A 12,682-nucleotide genomic window follows, 5' to 3' on the forward strand; every position below is an offset into this window, starting at 1 on the left:
ATGCCCCGAAACATTCGGGGCATTTTTGTGTTGAATGACCGCAAGACACTCCCTCTATTAGAAGAAGTAACTCAGCCTCAAGCTACCGCTCCAATCCTGACTGACCGTTGTACCTTTGCTGCCACCCATCTGGCCGGAAACCTGCCAGTTGCGTTGCGCCGGTGTCCACTTCAAGCCGGCGCCATATTCGATAGAGCTGCTGGCGCGATCATCATCGAAGCTGTCGTCGTTGATCTTGACCTCGTTGGTTTTCACAAACTCATGATTGACCGCCGTCATCAGGCTGGGCTCCAGCAGGCTGCCGTTGTCGAGGGTAATGACACGCCCGCCCCTGACCCCAACCTTGCCCTGTACGGAACGCATGGTGTCGCTTTTTACTTCCAGGCCGTTGTCGAGCCGGTACTTGTCGCTTTGGATGACACCGGTCGATACCTGCACTTGAGGTTCGACAAAGTAGTCGTCCTTCAAGCGTATATGCTTGCCCACGGCCACCGAGCCACTGGCGCCCAAGGCCTTGTAATCGCCCTTGGTGCGCGTGCCATCGCTCATAGTGACTTTGGCCTTGTTATCGAACTGGTTGATCTTGGCCATGACATTAACGAACACCCCGCTCTCGACATCGAAGGTGCTGCCGTAGACACCGGCATTCAGACTGTCAACGGTGGCGCTGGAGCCGTACTTGAGATCCATTTTGGTGTGGCTTGACCCGACGAATCCGCCCACCACCCACGACCTGCCGCCCAGATCCACCGTTGTGTCGGCCCCGCCAGTTATACCTGTCTGGTTCTGGGTGTATCCATCACCGTAGGCATTATCGACGTTGTACTGGTTACCATAAGTGCGAACCCAGACACTGTTACTGAGGTTTTTCACCGAGCTGTCGTTCATCGAGCGAATCGATGCTTCCGGTCGGACGCTCAGGCTCCGGTCCCCCAATTGGTCGCTAAGCATGGCCGCTTCAGCATTCAGCACACTGCGCGCACTCCCGGCCAGGGCCAACGCAGTATTACTTGAAGTACTGACCGTTTCCTTGTCTGGATTCAGGTACAAACCCTGACCTTCCTTGGCCAATCGGTACACAAACGTACCTGCGTCCACGGTTTCACGACCGCCCAGCGAGAAGCTCGCGTCGCCAGCGGCGATATTACCGACCTTCACCGCTTCGGCCGTGACAGGTGTCGTACCGGTAGCGGTGATTTGCAGTTGATGTTGCCCACTGGCATTGCCGGTGACATTCAGGAAGTCCGTATTTCCGTTGCCCAGATCCGTGCCCATCACAAACGTACCGCGACCGGAAAGATCGCCGACATTCAGTTGCTGGAACTGCTCGTTTGTGCCCATGCGAACAACGCCGTTATCCAGAGCAAGGCGCTGTACGGTGCTATCCGTGGTCATCTGCCATTGCGCCATATTGCTGATGGACACGTTGGAAGTGTTATTGATTTGCCCGGTTAACACCGAGCCGTTGTCCATTGACACGCTGCCATTGGCCGCGCCCGATACATCACCGGTCAGACGACTGCCGTTGTTCAATACCAGACTGGAAACATTTTCAACGTTGCCATTCAAGGCTGAATTGTTATCCAGCGAGACAGTAGAAACATTGACAGCATTGCCGTTGATCGCCGCACCATTATCCAGTTTCACTGTCGCAGCGGTACCTGCAACAGCCTGCACATTGCCATTCAACGTGCTGTTGGAATCAAGGCTGACCTGAGTGACATTCTGCAAATTGCCATTGATGGAGGCTGCGTTTTTCATCAACAGCGCAACGGTGCTGCCGGTATCGGCAACGACATTGCCATCCAGAGCACTGCCGTCAATGGTGAGATTGGCGGTGGAGCGATTGGTCGCTTGCAACAGGTTACCGTTGTCACCGATCAGATCGCTGGTGCCAGAAATATTGATATTCGCAACTGTACCGGCAGCACCCGAAGAGCCCAATAAGATGGCTGACCCTGTTCCCCCCGTTACACGGGTACTGTTCAACGTCACAGTGTTGGCATTGACACCGGTTAAATCAGTGTTGATTTGCAGGCCGTTCTTCTCTCCGAACAGAACGCTGCCGTTGGCCGAAAGCGTCGCCCCACCAAGCCTCACACCATAACTGTCCGAACCCGTGCCTCGGACGGTGGAGTTCTCGACGTTTAATACGGCAAAACCCACCGCATCCGCGCCATTCAGGCCGATGATCGTGCTTCCTCCCTTGACCGTCGCGCTCGAAGACGCCGGGGTAGTGGTATTGCGACCCAAGAGAAGACCGAAACTGTTGGTACTGATGATGGTGCTGTTGTCGATGATGGCGCTGCTGTCGATCAGTTGTATCGCCCCCCTGCCAGCCGCGCTGTTTACAGTCGCACCAGAGAGGTTTACCACTGAAGTGTTGGCATCGATACGGGCGCTTTGACCGCCATTGAAAACGACGCTGGCATTTGATGACGAGATGGTCAGCGCCTGTGCGTTATCAATGGTTAGTGTGCCCCTTTGGGACACCACCCAGGCTTCCGGTGCGGGTGGGTTCGTGACGACTGCGCTCTCACCTGGATTTAGCGTTCGACTGAAGGCCTCGCTGGAGGATAGAAGTGCCGCAGCAATCACTAACTTCTGAAAAGTCACAGAGGGCGGAGATTTAAAACAAAAATGCATGGGGAATTCCTCAAACTGCGCAACTACTGACATTGCTTTTTGGCAGTATTGAAAGCTCCCACCAAAAAAACGTTCGACACTTTAATGAGAAAATCGAGACTTATATGTAGGAAAATTCCTTAACAAAAGAGGAATTATTCTCGCCGACTGTAGCGTGTTTACCGTTCCCTTGCCGTTAACACGGGTAATCACGAAAGAAACATCCGTGTCTCTTTCGCAACACCGATCAGCTAATACGCCAACTAAGGAACAGCCGGAGCAGGTGTCAGATCGCAATAATTGAAACTGTTGCCGATATTGTCGATCCGTTTGATGATTGGGTCAGACGATTGCTGTCCATTGATATCGGTCGTGTACCAATACTTGCCATACGCTATTGCTCCCCTGACAGGTTGTGCCAATTTGAAAATGGCAGGACTGGCCACTGGCGCGACATCAGGAATATTGGCTGCTTTAATCACATAGGCTTGAGAGTCTTCAGTACCCGCAATCAGATCAGTGCCTGCCAAGTCCCTGTAAGCTGCGAAATGCGCTGTAATCGCTTTGCCTGGTGGTAGAAGCGGGTCTTTTGGAATCAGCAAGCCTAGAACCATGCTACTGGTTGGACTGATCATGCCGTAACATTCGATGTAATCACGCAAGGCCGGATTGCGGATCCGGATCGTAGGTGGAGGTAAAGGTACTGCTGCACCGGCAACAGTCACCGGTTGGTTAAGGGATTTTATTACGTTTTTATCACTATCTGCCTTCTGAATGGTCCAGTAAGCATCTACTTTGCCAATGGGCAACCTGGATATGATATCTGCCGAAACAGGAACTTCAAATTCATCCGCATCTACAAATGGATTAAATTCACCTACAAGCAGATCATTAATGTAACACTTCGCTAACTCGGCCGAAGTAATAGGAGGCTGACCGATTGCAAGGGTAACTTTAAATTTGCCCGGACTGTTTCTGTCACCGGGCCGCAAGTCGTTAGGCGTATTCGAGGCACCCGTCACTACAGGCAACACGATATCTCTGTTGGTAAGATCTGGAAGATCCGGATTCGTGGGTCCCGCATAGTCGAATGCCAACGTGATGAGTTGAACCGGAGATGCAGCGTTTGGAATACCGGTTCGAACGATCTCATACCAGATATTGGCCATTTTAGGATCATCGGCATCGTTAAATATTTGGGAGAGATCCGTGTATGTCAGGGCAAACGTTAAATTGGTATTGGCGACCCACGGTTGGGAGGTAAGATTTACAGAGTTAGTTGCGTCAGTGGCGTCTTCAATGGTGATGAAAATTTCATCGCCTGGCTCTGCGTTCGTGATGAAAGCGCTTTCAACGATCGCGGTTATCCCGCCGGCAAAATCGTCCAGGTAAAGTGCCGTGGTATAGTTCGGATCGGTTTTCGGTACCAGAGGAACTTTTGTTGAAACTGGAGGTTGTGCCAATGCCAGTGTCAGTACGTCACTTGCGGCAGACTCCCGACTTTCATTACCAGGCAGATCTTTCCATTGATACTGAATTCTGACGCGGCCGTTTGGAAATGTGCGTAACACGGTGTTGGCGATAGTAAATGCGCCGCTAGCGGGTACCGCAGCGTTCCACACCTCGACTCGCTGAGCGCCAGAAATCAACCAGACGCGAAGATTTTCGTCAAGACGACGCAGCGGATAACCAACGTTCACGGTGAAATTCAGGTCGGCGTTAGCCGGCTCCGCCAACCAGGCTTCGTTAATTGTGCGTTGCGTATCCGAGGGTGAATTAACGAACGCGGGGGTTGGCGTTGGTACGGCGAGCGTGACAACGGCATTGCCATTGGTGTCTGACCTTTTTGAACCAAACGGTGCAGTCTTGTCGATAACAAACTCCAACACATTGGAGGGTTCATTAACACCGCCCCCCTCTTTGTAGAGTTGAAACATAACTTCATAAGTGGTGGGCGTTGCCGGTGCTGGAAGTTCTGGAAACAAGCTTGCTGGCAACTGGATCGGTATAGTCCCAACCGGCCGGGCAGCAACCGGACCAAGTTCAATTTTTTGACCCCACCTGTCCAGCGCCTGGCCTTTAACACCGTAATCCAGTTCCAGTTCATCCTCGTCAAACTCTTCTGCAGTGCGGGTAAAGTTAATCGTCACAAACCCGGTATCCAGCACGCTTTTGGCGATCAGACCGTCTGCAAGTGTGTCTATCGCAATATCAGCCAAGGGGCCAATATTCTTGATACCGATGAATTCAGGTCTTGGAGTTCTTGGTACGATTTTTATAGCCATTTTTCCATCTCCTTGTGTATTCAGGCCGAAAGGGCCGCTTTCGCCAGGTGTTACCCTGTCTATTTTCACCAAACCTTTTTGCGACTCGCCGACAAGTCGCCCGCCTTTGAACAACTGCCAGTGAGCAATGGCTGAAGCATTATCAATAAGTGGCCTGACATTAGGGTCAAACGGAACAACAAACAGCCAATGTCCATTCATATGCTTCGGCTCCAGCGTTATCTCCCAGTCACCGCAAGTACCCGGCACTGGTGGCCCGCTTCCATTCAAACTTGAATACCCTTGCCAATATAATTTGGCTTTATCGCCATCTGCCGCAGGGCTATTGGCTGTAGGTATCAAAACGGTTGCTCCCGAGGTCAACGGCGGTACTGTCTTGTTATTCAAGTAACCCCAAATCGTTGCATGGGGAAACGTAGGTTCATTCAGAACAAGAATGGGCGTGTGATCTATCGTCAGTTTTCTTCCAGGTGATGGATCCGAGATACCCCCGCCTCCTTTCCAAACCTGGTAGGACAAAAGCGCAACGCCGTCAGTTGCGAGGTGCGCTGGCGTCAAATTGAAATAAAGATAAGGTGGTTGTTGTGAACTATAGAATTTTGTGTAGAGCCTTGTAACAGTGCCACCCTGATCCAGTTCGATCCAAAGTTCGTCCATTGGCTTCGGGTCGGGCCAGTAAGGAATAATAACTCGAGTACCATTAAGCAAAATATTGCGCGGCACGTATCCGTCGAGATCATTATCATCAATACCTTCCACCGATAGCGGGCTCGCTAGAATCCCTGTACTTCTATCGGTCGCCTTCCTCATCGTCATGATGTACTCGCCCGTTCACTTTAATTACGCGGAAGATTTGAGATGCTTCTGGGGAGATTAAGCGCTCAGACACTGCACTTGCCTACTGTCAGATATGACAGGTAAAGCTACCGTTCGTCGGTTTTGAACGGGCTTTTGTCCATTCCCACATCAAATGCTTCTTGACGGAGATGTGTGAATTGATGTTTCCTGAAACCGGTTTCAGGAATTTACGCAGCAGACTCCGACAATAAGAAAATCAACGCCATGAACGACTTCTCCACCGCCCAACGCAGCCGTGTAACCATGCTCGATGTCGCCGAACGCGCCGGCGTATCCAAGGCCAGCGTTTCGCGCTTCATCGGCGACGACCGCGCCCTGCTCTCCGATGCCACTGCGTTGCGCATCGAGCAGGCGATTGCCGAACTGGGCTATCGCCCGAACCAGATGGCCCGCGGTCTGAAACGCGGGCGAACCCGCCTGATCGGCATGCTGGTGGCCGATATCCGTAACCCTTATTCGATTGCCGTGATGCACGGGGTGGAAACCGCCTGCCGTCAGCACGGCTACAGCCTGGTGGTGTGCAACACCGACCGCGATGACGAGCAGGAACGCCAGCACCTGGCCCTGCTGCGTTCCTACAACATCGAAGGGCTGATCGTGAACACCCTCGGTCATCACCGCGACGAATTACGTGAACTGCATCGGGAAATGCCGCTGGTGCTGGTGGATCGCAAGGTCGAGCAGTTGGAGAGTGATCTGGTCGGGTTGGACAATCCGGCAGCGGTCGAACTCGCCCTCGCACACCTTGAAGAACGCGGCTATCGCGATGTGTTGTTGGTGACCGAACCGTTTGACGGCACCAGTTCGCGGATCGAGCGGGCCAGCAGCTTCAAGGCGCAGATCGAGCAACGCCCGAACCTGCGCGGCACTCTGATCGAAACCGGCAGTGAACTCACCGCACAGCTGAAAACCTTCCTTGAAACGCCCGGCCCCGGCCCGAAAGCGCTGTTCTGCGCCAACGGAATCGCCGCGTTGGCCAGCACCCATTCGTTGCGAGAACTGAAGTGCAATCTGTTCGAGGACGTGGGCCTGATCGCCCTTGATGACCTGGATTGGTACCCACTGGTGGGTAGCGGGATCACCGCCCTCGCCCAGCCGACGGCCGAAATTGGCGCCAGTGCGTTTGAGTGTTTGCTCAAGCGGTTGCGCGGTGATGTCGGGCCAGTGCGGACCCTGGATTTTTCGGCGCGGTTGATTGTGCGTGGGTCGACTCTTGGGAATTCTCGGTGACAGTTCTGGCCTCATCGCGAGCAGGCTCGCTCCCACAGGGGGTCTACGGCGCTCACAAATCCAGTGTGGGAGCGAGCTTGCTCGCGATGGGGCCCTTAAGAACACCGCACAACTCAGCATCAATATTTTTTTGAACAAAAATGAAACCGGTTTCAGAGGTATACAACAATGAATAAACCACCTGTCTCCATCAGCCTGTCGAGCTACGGCGCCGACCTTGTTCGCCAACGCGGCCAGGGATCGTTTATCGACGTGTTGGCCGCCGCCGGCGCCACGCGTATCGAATGGCGCGAAGAACTGCTGACCGTCGAAGATCCCGCGCAACTGGCCGATGCCACGCAGGCCCAAGGCCTCGAAAGCGTGTATTCCTCGCCGATGGAGTTGTGGCTGGCTGGCCAGTCCAAACCCAATCCCGAACTGATCTCAGCGTTACAGCGCGCCCAGGCATTCGGTGCCAAATGGCTGAAAGTGTCCCTGGGCTATTTCACCGACAACAGCGACCTCCAAACCTTGGCCCGCATACTGGGCAAAAGTGCGGTGCAGTTGCTGGTGGAAAACGATCAAACCCTGCACGGCGGCCGCATCGAGCCCTTCCAACGGTTTTTCGCTGAAGTCGAGCAACACAACCTGCCGGTCAAAATGACCTTCGATATCGGCAACTGGCACTGGCAAGACCAGTCCGCCGCCAGCGCCGCGCGGTTGCTCGGTCGCCACGTCGGCTATGTGCATTGCAAAGCCGTGACGCGTCGGGCCGACGGCAAACTGGTCGCCATACCTCCGGCCGCCAGCGACCTGCATCTGTGGGAACAACTGCTGCGGCACATGGCCCAAGGCGTTATGCGAGCAGCGGAATACCCGCTGCAAGGCGACGACCTGGTGCAGTTGACCACCGAGCACGTCGCCACCCTCGCCCGCCTCGGTCAAACCCGGTTGGAGAGTGCTCATGTCTGAGATCGATATCCTGTCGTTCGGCGAAACCATGGCCATGTTCGTCGCCGAGCAGAACGGCGACCTGGCCGACGTCGGCCACTTCCACAAACGCATTGCCGGGGCCGACAGCAATGTCGCCATTGGCTTGTCGCGGTTGGGTTTTAATGTGGCCTGGTTGAGCCGGGTCGGCGCCGATTCTCTGGGCCGGTTCGTCATCGACACCCTGGAAAAAGAAGGCCTGGATTGCAGCAACGTTGCCATCGACACCGCGCACCCCACCGGTTTTCAACTCAAGTCACGCACCGACGATGGCAGCGATCCGGTGGTCGAGTACTTCCGCCGTGGGTCGGCGGCGAGTCATCTGTCGCGGCAGTCGATCGCGCCTGAATTGCTGAACGCCCGGCACTTGCACGCCACCGGCATTCCCCCGGCGCTGTCCGAAACAGCCCGGGAAATGTCTTTCGAATTGATGACCCGCATGCGCGATGCCGGGCGCAGCGTGTCCTTCGACCCGAACCTTCGCCCGAGCCTGTGGGCCAACGAACAACAGATGATTAGCGAGATCAACCGCCTCGCCGCCCTCGCCCATTGGGTGCTGCCGGGATTGAGTGAAGGCCGCTTGCTGACCGGTTTTGAAGACCCGGCCGACATCGCGGCGTTTTACCTCGATCAGGGTGCCGAAGCCGTTGCGATCAAACTGGGTCCGCACGGTGCGTATTACCGCACCCAACTGGACCAGGGTTTCGTGGCGGGCGTGCCGGTGGAAACGGTGGTCGACACCGTCGGTGCCGGCGATGGTTTTGCCGTCGGCATGATCAGCGCCCTGCTGGAAAACCACAGCTTTGCCGACGCCGTGAAGCGTGCCAACTGGATTGGCAGCCGCGCGGTGCAGAGCCGTGGGGATATGGAGGGGTTGCCTGATCGCCTCGAAATGTCTGTCGAGTTTGAGGCCGCCTTCGCGAGCAGGCTCGCTCCCACATTGGATCGTATTCCAACGTAATTCCCCTGTGGGAGCGAGCCTGCTCGCGAAGAGGCCGGAACAGTCACTGAAGATTTAACCCGTTACCTGCTGCGACAAAAACAACAAGCTCAGGAGCACCAAACATGAAAACCGCAACACTCGCCGCCCGCCGCTGGTGGTACATCATGCCGATCGTGTTCATCACCTACAGCCTGGCGTATCTGGACCGCGCCAACTACGGGTTCGCTGCCGCCTCCGGGATGGCCGCCGACCTGATGATCACGCCGGGCCTGTCGTCGATGCTCGGCGCGCTGTTCTTCCTTGGCTACTTCTTCTTCCAGGTGCCGGGCGCGATCTACGCCCAGAAGCACAGCGTCAAAAAGCTGATTTTCGTCAGCCTGATTCTCTGGGGTGGTTTAGCCACGTTGACCGGGATCGTCTCCAACGCCTACTGGCTGATCGTTATCCGCTTCATGCTCGGCGTGGTCGAGGCCGCCGTGATGCCGGCTATGCTGATCTACCTGTGTCACTGGTTCACCCGCGCCGAACGCTCGCGAGCCAACACCTTCCTGATCCTCGGCAACCCGGTGACCATGCTGTGGATGTCGGTGGTCTCGGGGTATCTGGTGCAGCATTACAGCTGGCGCTGGATGTTCATCATCGAAGGTTTGCCGGCAGTGCTCTGGGCATTTATCTGGTGGCGTCTGGCCGATGATCGTCCCGCCCAAGCCAAGTGGCTGAGCGATCAAGAGAAGCAGGATCTGGAAAACGCCCTGGCTGCCGAACAGGTCGGCATCAAAGCGGTGAAGAACTATGCCGAAGCCTTCCGCTCACCGAAAGTGATCATCCTGGCCCTGCAGTTTTTCTGCTGGAGCATTGGCGTTTACGGCTTCGTGCTGTGGCTGCCGTCGATCCTCAAGGCCGGCGCGCAAATGGACATGATCGAAGCCGGCTGGCTCTCGGCGCTGCCGTATCTGGCGGCAGTGATCGGCATGCTGCTGGTGTCCTGGGGCTCGGACAAAATGCAGAAGCGTAAACGCTTTGTCTGGCCGCCACTGCTGATCGCCTCGATTGCGTTTTACGGTTCCTACGCTCTCGGCGCCGAACACTTCTGGTGGTCCTACACCTTGCTGGTGATTGCCGGCGCTTGCATGTACGCACCTTACGGACCGTTCTTCGCGATCATTCCGGAAATCCTGCCGGCCAACGTCGCGGGTGGCGCCATGGCGTTGATCAACAGCATGGGCGCGCTCGGTTCGTTTGGCGGTTCGTATCTGGTCGGTTACCTGAACAGCTCCACCGGCTCGCCGGGTGCTTCTTATCTGTTGATGAGCGGCGCGTTGATGCTCTCGGTGGTGCTGACGATTTTCCTCAAGCCTGGCGCCAGTGACCGAGTCGTGGCCAAAGCCGTTTTGCAACGGTCGACGGCTGCTCATTCCTGAATTGAAGTTGAGATGATGACGATGAAAAAGCAGGTTGTGCTGTACAAGAAACTCTCGCCGCTGCTAATGGCTCGCCTTCATGAGCAGACCGAGGTGACGCTGATCGACAACCTCAATGCCGATGGCCTGGCGAAACTGCGCGAGGCTCTGCCCCGCGCCCACGGGTTGCTCGGTGCGAGTCTGAAACTGGATGCCGGATTGTTGGATCTGGCACCAGACCTGGAAGCCATCGCCAGCGTCTCCGTGGGGGTCGACAACTACGACATCGACTACCTGACCGAACGACGGATCCTGCTCAGCAACACCCCGGACGTGCTCACCGAAACCACTGCCGATACCGGTTTCGCGCTGATTCTGGCGACCGCCCGGCGCGTGGTGGAACTGGCGAACATGGTTCGCGCCGGCCAGTGGAAGCGCAATGTCGGTCCCGCACAATTCGGTACCGATGTGCACGGTAAAACCCTTGGCATCATTGGCATGGGGCGGATCGGTGAGGCCCTGGCCCAGCGTGGGCATTTCGGTTTTGGCATGCCGGTTATCTATCACAGCCACTCGCCGAAACCGGCGGTGGAGCAACGATTCAACGCGCAATACCGCAGTCTGCCGGAGCTATTGCAGCAGGCGGATTTCGTTTGCCTGACATTGCCGCTCACCGCTGAAACCGAAGGGCTGATCGGCGCAGAGCAATTCGCCCTGATGCGCCCCGAAACCATCTTCATCAACATTTCACGGGGCAAGGTGGTGGACGAGGCGGCGCTGATCCAGGCCTTGCGTGAAGGGCAGATTCGCGCCGCTGGGCTGGATGTGTTCGAACGCGAGCCGCTGAACACTGACTCACCGCTGTTGCAACTGAACAACGTGGTGGCGACGCCGCACATTGGCTCGGCGACGCATGAAACGCGAGAGGCGATGGCCACTTGTGCGGTAGACAATCTGCTGGCGGCGCTGGCGGGTGAGCGGCCGAAGAATCTGGTGAACGTTGGGGCGTGGAAAGGCTGAGGAATTCGGCGCCTGTCAGTCAGCCATCGTCGGAACGCCGCCCGGAGCAAGCTCGCTCCCACAGGGATCTATGAACACCGCAGATCCAGTGTGGGAGCGAGCTTGCTCGCGATGAGGCCGGCAATGGCAACGCAAACTTTCAGGCCCGGCGTGCCTCCAGAAGGTCCGCAGCGCACATCACGATCCGTCGGCATGCATCCGCCAGCTTCAGCTGATCCACCACCAACCCCAATCGAATATGCCCCGCCGCACTCGGGCCGAACGCTTCACCCGCCAGCACTGACACGCCATAACCTTCCAGCAGTCGTTCGGCAAAACTCTGGGCACACAACCCGGTCTGGCGTACATCGATCATCACGAACATCCCGCCATCAGGCCGGATCGGCCGGATGCCCGGGCAATCACTCAGGCTCGCGCACACCAGGTCGCGACGCTGGCGATACTCCTCGCGCATCAACGCCACTTCCGGCAGATCTTCATCCAGCGCCAATTGCGCGGCGTTCTGAATGAAATCCGGAATACCAAACAGCATGCACAACGACAGGTGCACCAAATGTTCGGCCAAGGGTTTGGGTCCGATCACCCAGCCCACCCGCCAACCGCTCATGGCGTGGGATTTGGACAGGCTGTTGATGGTCGCGGTGCGCTCGGCCATGCCCGGCAGGCTCGCCGGGCTGATGTGTTCGCCTTCGTACAACAGATCACTGTAGACCTCGTCGCTGATCAGCCACAGGTCGTGACGAACACACAACGATGCCAGTTCCTGCCAGACCATCAGCGGCAAACTGGCGCCGGAAGGATTGTTCGGACTGTTGAGCACGATGGCTCGGGTTTTAGGCGTGATCAGCGCCGCGACATCCGCCGGATCGACCCGAAAGCCGTTCTCGGGGCGCACCGCCACCGGCACCACTTTGGCCGCGCAGGCGCCGAACACGCCTTCATAAGTCACGTACATCGGTTCGGCGACGATCACTTCATCGCCCGGGTCGAGCAGGCATTGCGCGACTGAATACACCGCACACTGCGCACCCGGCAACACGATCACATGATCGGCATCCACCGCTTGACCACTGCGACGTCGATGACGCTTGGCAATGCTATCGCGCAACCCCCGACTGCCACGTACTGACGGGTAGTGGGTGTCACCGGCCAACAAGCTATCGATGCACGCCTGAACGATGGGCTGCGGCGTATCGAAGTCGGGATCGCCGATCGATAGCAGCAGCACATCAACACCCTGCTCGAGTAATTCCAGTGCTCGGTCATGAATCTGCCAGGCCGCTGCGCCGTCACCGGCGATTCTTTTGGTCAAGGCTGAATAGCGCATGTATTTCTCCAGTCGCGCGGGTTCC

The 12,682-nt window shown here is 56.5% G+C and carries 8 protein-coding genes; 5 read left to right on the forward strand and 3 right to left on the reverse strand.

Annotated features, from left to right (window positions below; all coding sequences use genetic code 11):
* Positions 1-57: 57 nt before the first annotated feature.
* A complete protein-coding gene (locus ACA056_RS15200; protein ID WP_497265756.1) occupies positions 58-2,646 on the reverse strand; it encodes an autotransporter outer membrane beta-barrel domain-containing protein in 2,589 nt (862 codons plus the stop codon).
* 242 nt (positions 2,647-2,888) lie between these two features.
* Entirely contained in the window at positions 2,889-5,669 is a 2,781-nt protein-coding gene (locus ACA056_RS15205) for a hypothetical protein (RefSeq protein WP_497265758.1), read from the reverse strand.
* A 303-nt stretch (positions 5,670-5,972) separates the two neighbouring features.
* Here ACA056_RS15205 and ACA056_RS15210 point away from each other — a divergent pair, with 303 nt between their 5' ends.
* The 5 genes from ACA056_RS15210 to ACA056_RS15230 all read left to right on the forward strand — a co-directional run bounded on the left by ACA056_RS15210 (position 5,973) and on the right by ACA056_RS15230 (position 11,330).
* Positions 5,973-6,998: a LacI family DNA-binding transcriptional regulator gene (locus ACA056_RS15210; protein WP_497265760.1), complete on the forward strand. Its 1,026-nt coding sequence runs from the start codon at positions 5,973-5,975 to the stop codon at positions 6,996-6,998.
* A gap of 168 nt (positions 6,999-7,166) precedes the next feature.
* Complete coding sequence (locus tag ACA056_RS15215) at positions 7,167-7,949, forward strand: sugar phosphate isomerase/epimerase family protein (protein WP_497265762.1); 783 nt, start codon at positions 7,167-7,169, stop codon at positions 7,947-7,949.
* Entirely contained in the window at positions 7,942-8,928 is a 987-nt protein-coding gene (locus tag ACA056_RS15220) for a sugar kinase (protein WP_497265764.1), read from the forward strand. Before ACA056_RS15215 ends, ACA056_RS15220 begins: the two co-directional genes overlap by 8 nt.
* Before the next feature lie 104 nt (positions 8,929-9,032).
* Complete coding sequence (locus ACA056_RS15225; RefSeq protein WP_497265766.1) at positions 9,033-10,331, forward strand: MFS transporter; 1,299 nt, start codon at positions 9,033-9,035, stop codon at positions 10,329-10,331.
* Positions 10,332-10,352: 21 nt separating this feature from the next.
* Complete coding sequence (locus ACA056_RS15230; protein ID WP_497265768.1) at positions 10,353-11,330, forward strand: 2-hydroxyacid dehydrogenase; 978 nt, start codon at positions 10,353-10,355, stop codon at positions 11,328-11,330.
* A 139-nt stretch (positions 11,331-11,469) separates the two neighbouring features.
* On the opposite strand, the gene ACA056_RS15235 is transcribed toward ACA056_RS15230, so the two are convergent.
* Complete coding sequence (locus ACA056_RS15235) at positions 11,470-12,657, reverse strand: pyridoxal phosphate-dependent aminotransferase (RefSeq protein WP_497265770.1); 1,188 nt, start codon at positions 12,655-12,657, stop codon at positions 11,470-11,472.
* Between the last annotated feature and the right edge of the window lie 25 nt (positions 12,658-12,682).

The sequence above is a fragment of the Pseudomonas sp. LBUM1666 genome (genome assembly GCF_059695775.1).

Excerpts from the sequence above, each read along its gene's own strand:
- ACA056_RS15200 (WP_497265756.1), bottom strand. The coding sequence starts at position 2,646 with ATGCATTTTTGTTTTAAATCTCCGCCCTCTGTGACTTTTCAGAAGTTA.
- ACA056_RS15230 (WP_497265768.1), top strand. The coding sequence starts at position 10,353 with ATGAAAAAGCAGGTTGTGCTGTACAAGAAACTCTCGCCGCTGCTAATG.
- ACA056_RS15225 (WP_497265766.1), top strand. The coding sequence starts at position 9,033 with ATGAAAACCGCAACACTCGCCGCCCGCCGCTGGTGGTACATCATGCCG.
- ACA056_RS15235 (WP_497265770.1), bottom strand. The coding sequence starts at position 12,657 with ATGCGCTATTCAGCCTTGACCAAAAGAATCGCCGGTGACGGCGCAGCG.
- ACA056_RS15215 (WP_497265762.1), top strand. The coding sequence starts at position 7,167 with ATGAATAAACCACCTGTCTCCATCAGCCTGTCGAGCTACGGCGCCGAC.
- ACA056_RS15210 (WP_497265760.1), top strand. The coding sequence starts at position 5,973 with ATGAACGACTTCTCCACCGCCCAACGCAGCCGTGTAACCATGCTCGAT.
- ACA056_RS15220 (WP_497265764.1), top strand. The coding sequence starts at position 7,942 with ATGTCTGAGATCGATATCCTGTCGTTCGGCGAAACCATGGCCATGTTC.